The sequence below is a fragment of the Streptomyces sp. NPDC001728 genome, assembly GCF_040297565.1.
GTDB lineage: Bacteria > Actinomycetota > Actinomycetes > Streptomycetales > Streptomycetaceae > Streptomyces.
Window position 1 is genome coordinate 97,098 of record NZ_JBEOZK010000011.1, and the last position, 14,641, is coordinate 111,738.

Genomic DNA, 14,641 nt, shown 5'->3' on the forward strand with positions numbered 1-14,641 from the left:
AGCCCCGCACCCTCCATCCGTACCGCTCCGCCCCCTCCGTACCGCTCCGCCCCCTCCGTACCGCTCCGCCCGCTACGACCGTCCCGCCCGACCTCCAGGGAGACACCTCCATGATCAAGATCGCGGACATCCGTAAGCACGCCGCCCGCTGGCCCCAGCGCGTCGCCGTCGTCGACGGCGAGACCCGAATGACCTGGGCGAGTTTCTCCGACAAGGTCAGCCGCGTGGCCTGCGCCATTCAGGACCTGCTGCCCGAGACCCGGCCCGCACGTGCCGTCTTCCTCGCCGAGAACAGCTGGGAGCTGGTGGTCGCCATGGCCGCCGTCAGCTCGCTCGGCATCCCCTGCGTCGGCCTCGACTACACCGCCGGGCCCGTCGCGACCACCGCGGCGCTCGACCAGCTGGAGCCGACCGTCGTGATCACCTCGAAGGCCCACCGCGGCCTCGTCGAGGGGTGCGGCTGGCCGAACGGCAGAGACATACTCGACATATTCATCGACAGCGAGCCCGTGGGCCTCCCCGACGGCCACACCGTCTCGGTCAGCTTCACCGACCTCCTCGTGTCGGCGCCCGGCGACCCGCAGCCCGTCGAGCAGCCCTTCGAGGCCTTCTCCTTCACCTCCGGCACCAGCGGCGTGCCCAAGATGGTCGTCCGCCGGACCTCCTTCGAGGCGCGCCGGTTCGCCGATCTCGTCGACCAGTACGCCTTCGACGAGGAGGACGTGCACCTGGTGACCGTCCCGCTCTACCACGCCTCCGGGCCCGGCTGGGCGCGCATCTTCCTCACCCTGGGCGGCACCGTCGTCCTCGGCCCGCACGACGACGCCGAGGAACTCATCCGGATCATCCAGGACGAGGGCGTGTCCACCACCCTGATGGTCCCGCCGGTCCTCGCCCGGGTCGTCGCCCACCCGAACTCCGAGCACCTGCACAAGACGTCGCGCCTGCACTTCGTGCTCTCCGGCGGCCGGCACCTCAACCGCTGGGTCATCAACAACGCCTGGGACCGCCTCGGCCCCGTCCTGCACCTCTACTACGGGACCACCGAGACCGGCGTGAACGTCATGATCGGCCCCGAGGAGCTGCACGTGGCGCCCTGCCGCTCCGGCCGCCCCATGCCCGGCAACACCGTCGTCGTCCTCGACGCCGACAACAAGCCGCTCCCGAAGGGCAGTCGGGGCCGGGTCGCCATCGCCAGCTACCAGCTCATGGACAGTTACGCGACCAGCGAGCCCGACTTCATGACCCTCGACTACGGCGGGCGTACCCAGCGCTTCCTGTTGACCGGTGACAGCGGCCTCGTCGACGAGGCCGGCCGGCTCGAACTCACCGGCCGCAACGACGGCGTGGCCAAGGCGGAGGCGGGCAAGCCTCTCGACGTCAACATCTTCGGCCTCGAAGCCGACCTGATGGACCTGCCCTGCGTCCGGGAGACCGCCGTGCTGCGGACGAACCTTCCCGGGGCGGGCGAGGTGCTCGTCGTCCCCTTCACGCCGGTGGCGCCCGAGCGCCAGGAGAGCGGATACCGGGCGGTCAGCGCCGCCTGCGCCCGCCGCGTGCCCTGCCTCCCGGCGTACGTGGTGCCCGTCGAGGCCATCCCGTACAGCCCGACCGGCAAGGTCCGGGCGGCCCAGCTCCTGGAGTCGGTGCTCCACCTCCTCGACGTCCGGCCGGCGGAGATCCGCGAGCCGGAGCCGGCCGGGGTCTGACCCCGGCCCCCCGCCCACACACACGAACACGCACGCACGCGGCCGGGTCCCGGAGCCCGTACCCCCTCCTCCGGACCCGGGGCCCGGCCGCCCTCCTCTCCGTTCCGTCACCCCTCTCCCTCCCCGCAGGCCCTCAACTCCCAGCCCGCTCAGGCCCGACAGGAAGACTCATGAACAGTCAGAACACGTACACGCGAGGCGTCCTTCTCTGCCTCCTGGCCACGGTGTCCTGGGGCGCGATGTTCCCCCTGATGGACTCCACCCTCCAGCACATCGACCCCTTCACCTTCACCGTCATGCGGTACACCATCGCCGGCGCGATGTTCCTGGTCTTCCTGCGGATGCGGGAGGGACGCGAGGGGCTGCGCCTGAAGGGCGAACGCATCGGTCTGGCCTGGCTGTTCGGTACGGCCGGCTTCGCGGGCTTCCAGTTCCTGGTCTTCTTCGGCCAGGACCTCATCGGCGAGCGGGGCGCCCTCAACGCCTCGATCATGATGGCGACCATGCCCATGATGGGCTTCCTCGTGAACTGGGTGCTGAAGAAGGTCGTTCCGCCGAAGTTCTCGCTCGTCTTCATCGCGATGTCCTTCGTCGGCACCATCCTCGTCGTCTCGAACGGTGACATCGGCTCGCTGATCGCCGACCCGAAGACGGCCGGCGCCGACGCCCTGCTGCTCTTCGCCGCGCTGTGCTGGGTCGTCTACACCTCGGGCGCCGGCTACTTCCCGACCTGGTCCCCGATCAAGTACACGGCGATCACCACGGTCCTCGGTCTCGCCAGCGCCACGGTGATCACGGCGATCATCCTGGCCGCCGGCGGCGTGCCGGTCCCGACGGCGGGCGCGGTCGGCTCGATCCTTCCCCAGTTGGCGTACATGAGCGTCATCGCCGGGTTCGTGGGTGTGCTCGGCTGGAACTTCGGCAACCGCTACCTCGGCCCGCTCAACGGCGTCCTCTTCATGGACGTGGTGCCGATCACGGCCTTCGTGATCTCCGCCCTGACGGGTGTCGTCCCGGCGGGCGTGCAGATCGTCGGTGCCGCGCTCACGGCGGCGGCGCTGGTCTTCAACAACCTGTACCTGCGCCGCATCGCGGCGAAGGCGGCCCCGGCGGCGACCCCGGCCCCCGTCGCTTCGAGCGCCACGTCGTCCGCGGCGGCCACCGGTGCGTCCGCTGGTACGGCTTCCGGTTCCGCTTCTGCTTCCGCTTCCGCTGCGGCACCCGTCGGTTCGGGCAGCAGGTCCTGATCGCGTACGGAGCGGCCGACGGCCGCTGAACGCATACGGCGTGGCCTCCCACCTCTCGTGGGGGGCCACGCCGTTTCCGGTCTCTCACGGCGGGCGTGCGCGGCTGGTCAGCCGCGCATCCCGTCGAGGAGTACGGTGCGCAGCTCCGCGTACCGCTCGGGAAGGTCCTTGCGCCGGGTCAGGACGTCGGAGATGTGCTGCATGCCGAAGAAGGCGGAGACCAGGACGCGGGCGGCGGCGCGAGGTTCCACTCCGGCCCGCAGTTGTCCGGCGTCCTGGGCCTCGGCGATCAGCCTGCTGAGGTAGTCCTCCCAGCCGACGTACGGCTCGGGCAGCTCGGCGTCGATGAGCGCCCGTTCGATCTGGAGCCGGGCGCCCGCCTGGACGACGATGTCGCGCGCGAACGCCCTGGTGACGGTGTCCAGGACGGCCGCGAGCCGGTCGAAGGGCTCCTCGTGGTCGCCCTCGGCGCCGTTGAGGATCCCGGGCCAGCGGGCGTAGTGCTCCTGGACGACCGCGACGGCGAGGGCCTCCTTGTTCGTGTAGTGGAAATACACCGCCCCCTTGGTCATCTCGGCCCGTTCGGCGACGTCCTGGAGTGTCACGGTCGCGTAGCCGCGCTCCGAGAACAGCTCGGCCGCCGACTGGAGGATGTGCACCTTCGTGCGCCGGGCGCGTTCCTGCTTCGGTTCGCTTCGGGGTGTCGCCATGCCTGTCCGCCTCTCTCGTGCCTACGCCTTGCAATATACATTCTCGAAGGTATATTTCTTGCTGCCGAGGGACCGCCGAGGTCCCTCGTCGCCACGATGATTCACCTTGAGGGGGAAAAGGATGTCCATCGGTGTGCTGCAGACCGTATTGCCTCTTGAACCGCTTGAGCCCCTGGAGTCACTGGAGTCACTGATACGGGAGGCCAAGGAGGGGCTCAGCTTCGACCGGACCGTCTCCCGGCGGCTCGTGCACCGCGCCTCGGTGACGGAGGTCTTCCTCACCGACGCGGTCGTGGCCGGCGCGGACCGCTTCCTGGTCGGCGCCCAACTGCCCCGCAACCACGCGCTGTACCGCCCGGAGAAGACCGGGCAGGCCGACTTCATGCTGCTCGTCGAGGCCGTACGGCAGGCCGGGATCTTCCTGAGCCACCGCTACCACGACGTGCCACTCGGCCACCACTTCATCTTCAAGGCGCTGTCGCTGCGCATCAGCGACCCGGGTGCCCTCCGGGTCGGCGGCGGGCCGCTCCCGGTCGTCGTCGACGTGAGGGTCGTGACGCCGGCCGGAGGGCGCAACCCGCGCCGCTTCGACGCCCGCTTCGACATGGTGATCGAGGCCGGGGGCCGCGAGTGCGCCCGCGCCTCCGCCGGCGTGACCGTGATCGACGGGGTGCGGTACGGGCGGCTGCGGCAGCGGGGGCGTACGGCGGCGCAGCCCGCGGGTCCCGTCGCGGGTGCCGTTGCCGCCGGGGACTCCGCGGAGGGCCGGGGCGTGCTCCTGTCCGTACCGGGTGCCCCGGGTACGTGGCGGCTGCGCGTCGACCCGACGCACCCCGGGTACTTCGAGCACCCCTCGGACCACGTACCCGGGATGCTGCTCCTGGAGGCCTTCCGCCAGGCGGCGCTGCTGACGGGGCGGACCGGGGGAACGGGCGGGGGAGCGGTCGCGGGAGCCCGGGCGGGAGTCGGCGCCCCGGTGGCGCTCGCCTCGCTCGACGCCGAGTTCGCCGTCTTCGGCGAGCTGGCCGAGACCGTGACCGTCGAGGCGACGGCGACCCCTGACGGCCGGGTGCGGCTTGCCGCCACCCAGGGGAGCCGCGTCCTCGCGACGGCCGTGGCCCGCCGCGCCGCGTGAACGTACGAGAGCAAGGCCAAGGCGAGAACGGACGAGCGTAGAAAGGTACGGAGATGGAACTCCAGCACTTACGGGCCTTCCGCGAAGTGGCCCGCGAGCTCAGCTTCACCCGCGCCGCTCACAACCTGCACTACTCCCAGCCCGCGGTGACCGCGCAGATCAAGGGCCTGGAGGAGGACATGGGGGCGTCGCTCTTCCAACGGCGGGGCAACCGCTCCGTGGAACTCACACCGGCGGGAGCGCGTCTGCGGCCCCTGGCGGAACGCATCCTCGAACTCGTCGAGACGGCGCAGCACGAGATCGCCGAGCCGCAGCAGGTCCGGGAGCGCCGGGTCGTTCCGACGGGCGGTGGCAGGGCCTTCGGGGCGGGCGCGGGTGCCGGTGCCGGTGTGGGCGCCGGTGCCGGCGGGCGGTTCCTCAAGGGGCAGTTCGGGGACGCGCGTCTCGGGGACTCCCGCATCGGGGATGCTCGTATCGCGGACGCCGGTGTCGCGGGCAGAGGGAGAAGAGCATGAGCATCGCTCCCGCCCGGGCCGCGTTCTTCGACGTGGACGAGACCCTGATCACCTGCAAGAGCATGGCCTGTGTCCTCGCGCGTTTCTGCGGACGCGGGGAGGTCGCCGCCCGCAGGCTCGCCGCGGCGCGCGCCTCGCTCCAGCAGCAGATCCGCGAGGGGGTGCCCCGGGAGCAGGTGAACCGTTCCTTCTTCCGCTTCCTCGCCGGCAGCCACCTCGACGACCTGGAGGCCTGCGGTCAGGAGTGGTACGGGAAGGCCCGCGCCGGCGGTCTGCTCCACACGCCCGTGTACGAGGCGCTGCGCCGTCACGCCGACGCCGGCGACCTGGTCGTCCTCGTCTCCGGGGCCTTCGCCGCCTGTCTCGACCCGCTGGCCCGGGAGATCGGCGCCGACCTGGTGGTCTGCACCGTGCCCGAGGTGACCTCGGAGGGCCGGCTCACCGGGGAACTGATCGGCGCGCCGATGATCGGCGAGGCCAAGGCCGAGGCGGCCCACCGGATCATGACGGCCTTCGGCCTCGCCCCCGAGGACTGTTCCGCGTACGCGGACGACGAGAGCGATCTGCCGCTGCTGCGGGCCGTCGGCCATCCGGTCCTGGTCGGCGACGGGCCGGTGTCCGCGCCCCGCGCGGAGACGGCCACCTGGTCCTGGCTGCCGGGCCCCGTGCCGCTGCCCGGCTCCATGACCGCGCGGCCCTCCGCCCCACCGGCCCGCGCACTGACACCACAGGCGGCCTGAGGCTCCGTAGTGGACGCGGCCGAGCGCCGCGGGAACCACTACCGGCGGCCCGCCGCCCCGGCGCCCGGCCGACCCGGCGCCGGGGACCTCCGCCACGGAGACCCCCATTTCTTGAGAAGCCCGCACCGGCGGACCCCCACCACCGCCGGAAGAGCCCGCACTGGCGGAGAAGCCCCCGCCGTATGGGTTCCCTGGGCACAGCGGTTTCCGCCGTACGGGTTCCCCCTCGCCTGTACGGGTTCCCCTCGCTGTATGGGTTCCCCCGCCTGTACGGGTTCCCCCTTCGCCCGTACGGGTTCCCCTCGCTGTACGGGTTCCCCCTTCGCCCGTACGGGTCCCCCCTGCCGTACGGGTTCCCCCTTCGCCCGTACGGGTTCCCCCTGCCGTACGGGTTCCCCCCCCGCCCTACGGTCTTCCCCCGCATCAGCTGCCCCGGTCCCGGTCGGCCCCACCGCCGGAGAAGCCCCGCCGCCAAGGAGGCTTCGGGGGCGGTGACTTCCGCCGGTGCCGTCGTTCATCCCCTTGTTTCCGTCATCACCCCACCTCATCCGCGCGCAGGACGAGGGGTGTCGGACAGTGACGGTTCCAGGAGGTCCCACACCTCGCGTACGAACTCGGCCGGACCGGCCGTCGCGTCCGTCGCCGTCACCACGGCGGGGGCGCCCACGAGCAACGCCACCACGAGCTGGGCCAGAAGCCCGGCCGGGTGGGCGTCGGACACGGAGCCCTCCTCCTGGCCCTTCCGGATCAGGAGGGCCACCACGGCAGCGAGGTCGTCGAGGTGGGCGGGCACGGTTCCCTCGGCGCGGGCCGCGTCCATGACCAGGCGCAGCCCCGCCGCGAACGGCAGGTCCTCGTACGCCCTTCGGGAGAGTCCGACGAGCAGCCGGCGGAGGGCGGGCAGTGCCCGGTCCTCCTCGGTGTCCCCCTCCGCGTGCTCCTCCGTCTCTTCCTTCGCCTTCGCCTTCGCCTTCGCCTCGTCGGTGGCGGTGGCGAGGGCGTCGGCCCATCCCGACGTGAAGGAACGGGTCAGCTCGCCGGCGAGATCCGCCTTGGACGAGAAGTGTCCGTAGAGGGCTCCCTTGGTCAGCCCGGTGCGGGCCGTGATGTCGGCCAGGTTCGTCCCCGCGAATCCATGCAGGGAGAACTCGGCGGCTGCGGCGCCGAGCACCAGGTCGTAGGTCATGCGGGCCCTGTCCTGTTGCCTCACCGAGCGTCCGCCTCCCGTCGCGTGTCCGGCCTCCATGGGGTTCATGACGGCCGCTCAGAAAATACCTTCCAGACCGAATCTTTTTCTACTCGCGCCAGTCTCGCATCAGTACCGCCACTCAAGGAGTACGCGTCATGACAGTCGTCGACACCCCCGCGACCGTGCCTGCCCTCGCCGCCGGACACCTGTACGCCGCCGCCGCGCGGCACGCCGAGGAGTCGGAGCGGACCGGGCGGCTCCACCCCGAGGTGGTCGCCGCGATGACCGACGCCGGCCTCGCCCGGCACTTCGTACCGCGCCGCTGGGGCGGAACGGCCGGCGGCTTCGCCGAACTGATCGACACCGTCGCCGAGGTGGGCGCGGCCTGCGCGTCCACCGCCTGGTGCGGGGTGCTGCTCGCCGCGCACGGCCGCCTCGCCGCGCACCTGCCGGTCGAGGGGCAGCGCGAGCTGTGGGGCGACTCGCCGGACACACGCGTCGCGGCGGCCGTCGTACCCCCGGCGGGCCGGCTGACCCGGGCGCCGGGCGGCTGGAACCTGTCGGGGGAGTGGGCGTTCGCCAGCGGAGTCGAGCATGCGGAGTGGGTGCTGCTGGCCTCCCTCGATCACTCCGGGGCGGGCGCGCCGGTGTACCGGGTCCTCGCCGTGCCTCGCGAGCGGGTCGGGGTCAGGGAGACGTGGGACGCGGTGGGGCTGCGGGCGACGGGCAGCCACAGCGTGGTGATCGAGGAGGCGGACGCGGTCTTCGTGCCGGAACACCGGACTTTCGTGCGCGACGCGTTGGTGACCGGGGCCCGCGAGGAAGAGGGGGAGTCGGTAGCCGCCGTGGTACGCGGTTCCGGGGTGGCGCCCTGCCACCGCGTGCCGTATCAGCTGGTCGCCGCCCTTCTGTTCGCCGCTCCGGCGCTCGGTGCGGCGCGCGGCGCGCTGGCGGCGTGGACGGTTCTGACGGGACTCCGCCGTCTTCCCGGCGGGCGTCCGCTGTCGGAGGATCCGGTGGTCCAGCAGGCTCTTGCCCGCTGCGCGGCCGAAATCGACGCCGCGCACCTGCTGTTGGGGGCGGCGGCGACGCGGGCGGACGACTGGACCGAGGACGGGGACGGAGCTGGGGCGGCCGTCGTCGCGCTCAATCAGCGGGACTCCGCCGTCGCCGTGGACCTGCTGGCCGGTGCCGTCGAGCGCCTGATGCGTACCGGTGGCGCCCGGGGGCTCATCGCGGGGGGCGGCCTGGAGCGCGCCTGGCGCGACATCCATGCCATCGCCGCCCACGCGGCCCTCCAGCCGGCCCCGGCCGCTGCGGCCTACGCGGCGACGGTCTTCCCCTCCGACTCCTGAACTGCGTTCGATTCAGCGGGACTTCATCACCCCCACGGTTGAAGGCCGTCGGTCGAAGCGCCCCCTCGCTGTCACGTGGAGAGGGGGGCTATACACCGCATGTATAGACCGTGCGTATAGTCACCGCCATGGCACCGTCCTCACCCACCCCGCTCGCCCCCCGGCTGCTGAAGGCGCTGATCGTCTCCACGATCGGCGTCGCCGCCTCCCATGTGATCCTGTCCGACGGCCTGTATCTGTCCTTCACCGGTCAGGCGGCGGCGACGCTGGGGGCGGGGCCGGGGTACTCGACGGATCAGGCGTTCACGGCGGCGATCGTGAACACCTTCCTGGTCATGCCGATCGTCCTGTGGATCGGCATGCTCATCACGGGCGAGCGCCGGGTCGGCCCCATGGCCCTCGTCGGCACGGTCAGTTGGATCACGGCCGTGGGCAACGGCATCGACGTCATCGACGACGCCCCCGGCACCCTCCTCCCCCTCCGCTCCCTCGCCCTCGTCGTCGCGGTCACGGCCCTGTCGTCGGTCGTCCGGAGGAAGTGGCGCGGGGACGTGCCCGCGTAGGCGCGCACGGGGGTGCACATGCGCATGGGCGTACAGACGTGCATACACTCTCCGGCACCCTCTGAGCCGCCGGGCGCCGCGCCGCTACTCCGCGTGCAGCGCGTCCACCACCACCATCCTCCGTACCCGTCGGACCGGCAGCACCGAGGCCGCGATGCCCGTGAGGAGCGTGGCCGCGAGGATGCCGAGGACCGTACCGCCCGACGAGGCCGGCGCTTCGAGCGGGGAGACGTGGCCCGCCAGTACGGAGCGGGCGGCGAGGGTTCCGTACAGCAGGCCCAGGAGGGTTCCGGCGATCGCGCCGGAGAGGGCGAGCAGCGCCGACTCGACGGTCAGGACCCGGCGCAGTTGCTCGCCCGCGAGGCCGATCGCGCGGAGTGTCTCGAACTCGCGGGTGCGCTCCTCGACGGTGAGCATCAGGGTGGCGGCCACGCCGATCGCGGCGATGGCGATGGAGAAGCCGAGCAGCACGGTGACGACGAGCATCATCCGGTCGAGCGTTCCCCGGATGAGTTCGGCGTCCTTGCCGGTGTCCGCGACGCGGATCTCCGGATGCGCGGCGAGGGCCCGGTCGACGGCGGCTCGGGCCGCGTCGTGGCCGGTGTCGCCCGCCGGGCTGATCAGCACGGTGGAGATCGCGGGGGCGGCGGCCGTGGTCGCCAGCTTCGCGAGCGTGGCCTCCGTGACGTACAGGGTCGCCTCCGGGTAGAGCGAGACGGGCAGTGCCGCCCCGCCGGGGACGACGGTGAGCCGGGTGCCCGCGACGGTCGGGGAGGAGCCCCGCCCCGTGAGCCCGAGCGCCTCGCCGTCCTTCAGCTTTCGGGCCGCCGCCACGCCTTCCGCGTCCGGGTTGAGCCCCGCCGGGTCGGCCGCCGCGACGGTCGTCTTCCGGCCGCCGACGCTGAGGGTGGCCGTACGGACCGGGGTGACCGTCAGCCCGTCGGCGGAGCGCAGCGCGTCGACCGCGTCGGCCGGCACCCGTCCGGCGTCCGTGTCCAGGGCGAAGACCGCCGGCATGCGGCTCGCCAGCATGGTGTCGAGTCCGCCCTTCGCGGCGCCGATCGCGGTCACGGCCGAGACGGCGACGGTGACGCCGACGAGCATGGCGGAGGAGGCGGCGGCGGTCCGGCGGGCGTTCGCCCGCAGCTGCTGCACGGACAGCCTTCCGACGGTGCCGAACGGGCGGCGCAGCGCGAGGCCGAGCAGTCCGACGAGCGGCGGCAGCAGGTGGTGGGCGTACCGCAGGACGGCGAAGAAGGTCAGGATCGCGCCGAGCGTCACGAGGAGCACCGCCAGTGCCGAGCCGCCGAACGCGCCGAAGGCGAGCAGCGCGGCCCCACCGGCCAGCATCAGCGCGGAGACCGTCTCGCGGACCGCCCGGCTGCCCGGTTCCGGCAGCTTGGCCGCCCCGCTCGCGGCGAGCGCGGCGATCGGCGGGACGGCGGCGGCGGCCCGCGCCGGCTTGCGTACGGCCCACAGCGTGAGCAGCACCCCGAACACCCCGGCCAGGCCGAACGTCCAGCCGCCCGGCATGAGCGAGACCTCGACCGGGCCCAGGTCGGCGAGGGCCGTCAGCAGCGCCGTGCCGAGCGCGCAGGCCGCCGCGCCCGCCGCGAGCCCGGCGGCGGAGGCGAGCACTCCGAGCATCAGGCCCTGGCGGCGGATGACGCGGAGGAGCTCCTCACGGTCGGCGCCGATGCAGCGCAACAGGGCGAGCCTGCGGGCGCGTTGGGCGAGGACGACGGAGAAGGTGTTGGTGACGACCATGCGGGCGACGGCCATCGCGATGAGGACGAAGGAGAGTGCGGCCGTCATCACCACCGCGTACATGGTCCCGGCGCTCCGGGTGGCGTGGTCGACGGCTCCGGCGTGGGTGTAGGCGGCCACGGCCTTGCCGCCGAGGGCCTTCTTGACGGCCTTCGCGACCGCCAGATCGTCCACTTTCGGATCCTGGCCGGTGCCGGTGCCGGTGCCGGTGCCGGTGTCGGTTTCGGCCCCCGAACCGCGTCCCCCGCCGATCCCGAGGTCCAGGTGCGTCGCCCGTACCCCCGCCGCGTACGTCCGCGTCTCCGCGTACGGCACCCCGATCGAGGGCTGTGAGCCGAGCATGTTCGACGCCGAGGTGTCCAGGAGGCCGGTGAGCAGGGCCTCCGTCGTACGTCCGTCGGCCTTCGTCAGTCGTACGGTGCCGCCGGGGCGCGCGCCGACGCGGTCCGCGCTCTCCCGGTCGAGGACCACCTCGCCGGGGCCCTCGGGCCAGCGCCCCTCGCCGAGGCGCTGCCAGCGCAGGGCGGGGTCGGCGGCGATCGACGTGACCAGGGCCCGGTCGTCCAGGGGGCGCCCGGAGGGGGTGATCACATGGGCGTACCCGACGAGGCGCTCGGCCACCTCCGTCACGTGCGGGACGCGGGCGGCGCGGGCCGCCGCGTCGGCGGGCAGGAACGGCCCGTCGGCCGGGACGACCTGGACGGGTGCGCCGCCGACGTCGGCGGCGGCCGACTGCTCGTAGGACTGGACGAGCGCGCCCGCGCCGCCGACCGACAGGACGAGGAAGGCGACCCCGACGGCGACCGCCGCGCCGGTGAGAACGAGTTGGCGCAGCTGGGCCGCGAAGTCCTTGACGGTGAAGGTGAGGAGAGACGACGACATGACCTCCACGCTAGGAGGGGGGGACGGCCGGACACGGCCCCACCAGGCACGATTCAGGGTCATACCGGAGGGGGCCCTGAGGGAGCCGCCGTACCTCTCCGGGATGACGGGAGACTTCCCGCAGAATCTAAAGCAAGCACGCTTGATTGTTTCTGGTGTCACTGACATGCTCCTCGCGAAGGCCCGAGACCGCCCGTCCCCCGAGGGGAGCGCACCGTGTCCGACCCCGTCGTCGTCCTCGACGACCTGCGCGACGAGAGTGAAGAACTCGACCGTCTCGTCGGAGAGTTGAGCGAGGAGGAATGGGCCGCGCCCACCCCCGCGCCCGGCTGGACCGTCGCCCACCAGATCGCCCACCTCGCCTGGACCGACCGCGCCGCGCTCCTCGCCGCCACCGACACCGAGGGCTTCGCCGCCGAGACGGAGAAGGCGCTCGCCGCCCCCGACCGCTTCGTCGACGACGGCGCGGAGGAGGGCGCGAAGCTGCCGCCCGCCGTTCTCCTCGCCCGCTGGCGCGAGGGCCGCGAACGGCTCCAGGAGGCCCTGCGCGCGGTGCCGCCGGGCGTGCGTTTCCCCTGGTACGGGCCGCCGATGAGCGCCCCCGCGATGGCCACGGCCCGGCTGATGGAGACCTGGGCGCACGCCCAGGACGTCGCCGACGCCCTCGGGGCCGTCCGCCCGCCCACCGCCCGGCTCCGGCACGTCGCCTGGATCGGCCACCGCGCCCGCGACTACGCCTTCCTCGTACGGGGCCTCCCGGTGCCCGCCGAGCCGGTCCGGGTCGAGATCGCCGCGCCCGACGGGGAGTTGTGGACGTACGGCCCCGAGGACGCCGCCCAGAAGGTCACCGGCCCCGCCCTCGACTTCTGCCTCCTCGTCACCCAGCGCGCGCATCGCGACGACACCGCCCTGGTCGCCCACGGCGCCGACGCCGAACGCTGGCTGGCCATCGCCCAGGCCTTCGCGGGCCCGGCGGGCGCCGGCCGCGCACCCCACGGAGCCCCGGAATGATCCGTATCGGCAACGCCTCCGGCTTCTACGGCGACCGCTTCGACGCCGTCCGCGAGATGCTCACCGGCGGCGGACTCGACGTCCTCACCGGCGACTACCTCGCCGAGCTGACCATGCTCATCCTCGGCCGCGACCAGCTGAAGGACCCCTCCGCCGGGTACGCGAAGACCTTCCTGCGCCAGATGGAGGAGGGCCTCGGCCTCGCCCACGAGCGCCGGGTCCGGATCGTCGCCAACGCCGGCGGCCTCAACCCCGCCGGGCTCGCCGACGCCCTGCGCGCGCTCGTCGCGAAGCTCGGCCTGCCGACCCGGATCGCCCATGTGGAGGGCGACCTGCTGCCCGCCACCGGCGGCGCCCTGGCCGCCAACGCCTACCTCGGCGGGGCGGGCATCGCCGCCTGCCTCGCCGCCGGCGCCGATGTCGTCGTCACCGGCCGGGTCACCGACGCCGCCCTCGTCACCGGGCCCGCGCAGTGGCACTTCGGCTGGGGCCCGGAGGAGTACGACCGGCTGGCCGGCGCGGTCGTCGCCGGACACGTCCTGGAGTGCGGCACCCAGGCCACCGGCGGCAACTACGCCTTCTTCCGCGAGCACGACCCGGGCCTGCTGCGCCGCCCCGGCTTCCCGGTCGCCGAACTCCACGAGGACGGCAGCGCGGTCATCACCAAGCACCCCGGAACCGGCGGGCTCGTCGACATCGGCACGGTCACGGCCCAGCTCCTCTACGAGACGGCCGGCGCCCGCTACCCCGGACCCGACGTGACCACCCGCCTCGACACCGTCCGGCTCACCCAGGAGGGCCCCGACCGGGTCCGGATCGAGGGCGCACGGGGCGAGGCGCCGCCCCCGACGCTCAAGGTCGGACTCACCCGGCTCGGCGGCTTCCGCAACGAGGTCGTGTTCGTCCTCACCGGCCTCGGCATCGAGGCCAAGGCGGACCTCCTCCGGGCGCAGATCCACGACGCCCTGGCGGAGAACCCGCCCGCCGAGACCCGCTGGGAACTCGTCCGCACCGACCGGCCCGACGCCGCCACCGAGGAGACCGCGAGCGCCCTGCTGCGGCTCGTCGTCCGGGACCCCGACCCCGAGAAGGTCGGCCGCACCCTGACAGGGGCGGCGATCGAACTGGCCCTCGCGAGCTACCCCGGCTTCCATGTCACCGCCCCGCCCGGCAGGGGCGCCCCCTACGGGGTCTTCGAGACGGCCTACGTCCCCGCCTCCGGGGTCCCGCACACGGCCGTGCTCCCCGACGGGACCCGCCGGGAGATCCCCGTACCGCCCCGGACCCGGGAACTGGCGCCGGTCCCGGAACCGGCCCTCCCCGAACCGCTCCGGACGGCGTCCACCCGGCGCGAACCGCTCGGCCTGGTCGCCGGGGCCCGCAGCGGCGACAAGGGCGGCGACGCCAACATCGGCGTGTGGGTCCGCACGGAGGCGGAGTGGCGCTGGCTCGTCCACGCCCTGACCGTGGAGAAGGTCCGTGAACTCCTCCCGGAGACCGTCGGGATGGCCGTCACCCGGCACGTCCTCCCCCATCTCCGCGCGGTGAACTTCACGGTCGCCGGGATCCTCGGCGAGGGCGTCGCCTCGCAGGCCCGCTTCGACCCCCAGGCCAAGGCGCTCGGCGAGTGGCTCCGCTCCCGCCGCCTCGACATCCCGGAGGAACTGCTGCCCGACAGCCCGGCCGACCTGCCGCCCGAGGCCCCGGCCGCCCTCCCGTACGAGGCCTCGGCCGCCTTCCCGCCCGGCACCTCGGCCGCCTTCCCGCCCGACGCCCCGGAGGAGCACCTGTGACCGTCCTCGCGTCCGTCCCTGCCTC

Annotated in this window: 12 protein-coding genes; 9 read left to right on the plus strand and 3 right to left on the minus strand. The window is 73.3% G+C overall.

Annotated features, from left to right (window positions below; translation table 11 throughout):
• Positions 1–110 precede the first annotated feature (110 nt).
• Positions 111–1,709 (plus strand): class I adenylate-forming enzyme family protein, encoded by a 1,599-nt coding sequence (locus tag ABT154_RS18515; RefSeq protein ID WP_351857894.1) that lies wholly within the window; start codon positions 111–113, stop codon positions 1,707–1,709.
• Positions 1,710–1,879: 170 nt separating this feature from the next.
• Positions 1,880–2,956 carry a DMT family transporter gene (locus ABT154_RS18520; RefSeq protein WP_351857895.1) on the plus strand — a complete coding sequence of 359 codons (1,077 nt, stop codon included), beginning with the start codon at positions 1,880–1,882 and terminating at the stop codon, positions 2,954–2,956.
• Positions 2,957–3,063: 107 nt separating this feature from the next.
• On the opposite strand, the gene ABT154_RS18525 is transcribed toward ABT154_RS18520, so the two are convergent.
• Positions 3,064–3,666, minus strand: coding sequence for a ScbR family autoregulator-binding transcription factor (locus ABT154_RS18525; RefSeq protein ID WP_351857896.1), 603 nt, complete (start codon positions 3,664–3,666; stop codon positions 3,064–3,066).
• 133 nt (positions 3,667–3,799) lie between these two features.
• On the opposite strand from ABT154_RS18525, the gene ABT154_RS18530 reads away from it, so the two are divergent.
• From ABT154_RS18530 to ABT154_RS18540, 3 genes are read left to right on the plus strand one after another with little or no spacing between them, the layout of a single operon-like run.
• On the plus strand, positions 3,800–4,801 hold the full coding sequence (locus tag ABT154_RS18530; RefSeq protein ID WP_351857897.1) for a ScbA/BarX family gamma-butyrolactone biosynthesis protein: 1,002 nt from the start codon (positions 3,800–3,802) through the stop codon (positions 4,799–4,801).
• A gap of 53 nt (positions 4,802–4,854) precedes the next feature.
• Positions 4,855–5,316 carry a LysR family transcriptional regulator gene (locus ABT154_RS18535; protein ID WP_351857898.1) on the plus strand — a complete coding sequence of 154 codons (462 nt, stop codon included), beginning with the start codon at positions 4,855–4,857 and terminating at the stop codon, positions 5,314–5,316.
• A complete protein-coding gene (locus ABT154_RS18540; protein ID WP_351857899.1) occupies positions 5,313–6,056 on the plus strand; it encodes an HAD family hydrolase in 744 nt (247 codons plus the stop codon). Before ABT154_RS18535 ends, ABT154_RS18540 begins: the two co-directional genes overlap by 4 nt.
• Before the next feature lie 544 nt (positions 6,057–6,600).
• Here the strand turns inward: ABT154_RS18540 and ABT154_RS18545 are convergent.
• Positions 6,601–7,242: a TetR family transcriptional regulator gene (locus ABT154_RS18545; protein ID WP_351857900.1), complete on the minus strand. Its 642-nt coding sequence runs from the start codon at positions 7,240–7,242 to the stop codon at positions 6,601–6,603.
• A 158-nt stretch (positions 7,243–7,400) separates the two neighbouring features.
• On the opposite strand from ABT154_RS18545, the gene ABT154_RS18550 reads away from it, so the two are divergent.
• Together ABT154_RS18550 and ABT154_RS18555 are read left to right on the plus strand one after the other, a co-directional pair.
• The gene (locus ABT154_RS18550) at positions 7,401–8,600 is read left to right on the plus strand and encodes an acyl-CoA dehydrogenase family protein (protein ID WP_351857901.1); all 1,200 of its coding nucleotides are present in this window, start codon (positions 7,401–7,403) and stop codon (positions 8,598–8,600) included.
• A gap of 128 nt (positions 8,601–8,728) precedes the next feature.
• Positions 8,729–9,163, plus strand: coding sequence for a hypothetical protein (locus ABT154_RS18555; protein WP_351857902.1), 435 nt, complete (start codon positions 8,729–8,731; stop codon positions 9,161–9,163).
• 84 nt (positions 9,164–9,247) lie between these two features.
• Here ABT154_RS18555 and ABT154_RS18560 read toward each other — a convergent pair whose 3' ends face one another.
• A complete protein-coding gene (locus ABT154_RS18560) occupies positions 9,248–11,812 on the minus strand; it encodes an FtsX-like permease family protein (protein ID WP_351857903.1) in 2,565 nt (854 codons plus the stop codon).
• Positions 11,813–12,028: 216 nt separating this feature from the next.
• Here ABT154_RS18560 and ABT154_RS18565 point away from each other — a divergent pair, with 216 nt between their 5' ends.
• Entirely contained in the window at positions 12,029–12,823 is a 795-nt protein-coding gene (locus tag ABT154_RS18565) for a TIGR03084 family metal-binding protein (protein WP_351857904.1), read from the plus strand.
• Positions 12,820–14,616 (plus strand): acyclic terpene utilization AtuA family protein, encoded by a 1,797-nt coding sequence (locus ABT154_RS18570; protein ID WP_351857905.1) that lies wholly within the window; start codon positions 12,820–12,822, stop codon positions 14,614–14,616. The genes ABT154_RS18565 and ABT154_RS18570 overlap by 4 nt, the downstream gene beginning before the upstream one ends.
• Positions 14,617–14,641 lie beyond the last annotated feature (25 nt).

Excerpts from the sequence above, each read along its gene's own strand:
- ABT154_RS18515 (WP_351857894.1), top strand. The coding sequence starts at position 111 with ATGATCAAGATCGCGGACATCCGTAAGCACGCCGCCCGCTGGCCCCAG.
- ABT154_RS18520 (WP_351857895.1), top strand. The coding sequence starts at position 1,880 with ATGAACAGTCAGAACACGTACACGCGAGGCGTCCTTCTCTGCCTCCTG.
- ABT154_RS18525 (WP_351857896.1), bottom strand. The coding sequence starts at position 3,666 with ATGGCGACACCCCGAAGCGAACCGAAGCAGGAACGCGCCCGGCGCACG.
- ABT154_RS18535 (WP_351857898.1), top strand. The coding sequence starts at position 4,855 with ATGGAACTCCAGCACTTACGGGCCTTCCGCGAAGTGGCCCGCGAGCTC.
- ABT154_RS18540 (WP_351857899.1), top strand. The coding sequence starts at position 5,313 with ATGAGCATCGCTCCCGCCCGGGCCGCGTTCTTCGACGTGGACGAGACC.
- ABT154_RS18545 (WP_351857900.1), bottom strand. The coding sequence starts at position 7,242 with ATGACCTACGACCTGGTGCTCGGCGCCGCAGCCGCCGAGTTCTCCCTG.
- ABT154_RS18550 (WP_351857901.1), top strand. The coding sequence starts at position 7,401 with ATGACAGTCGTCGACACCCCCGCGACCGTGCCTGCCCTCGCCGCCGGA.
- ABT154_RS18555 (WP_351857902.1), top strand. The coding sequence starts at position 8,729 with ATGGCACCGTCCTCACCCACCCCGCTCGCCCCCCGGCTGCTGAAGGCG.
- ABT154_RS18560 (WP_351857903.1), bottom strand. The coding sequence starts at position 11,812 with ATGTCGTCGTCTCTCCTCACCTTCACCGTCAAGGACTTCGCGGCCCAG.
- ABT154_RS18570 (WP_351857905.1), top strand. The coding sequence starts at position 12,820 with ATGATCCGTATCGGCAACGCCTCCGGCTTCTACGGCGACCGCTTCGAC.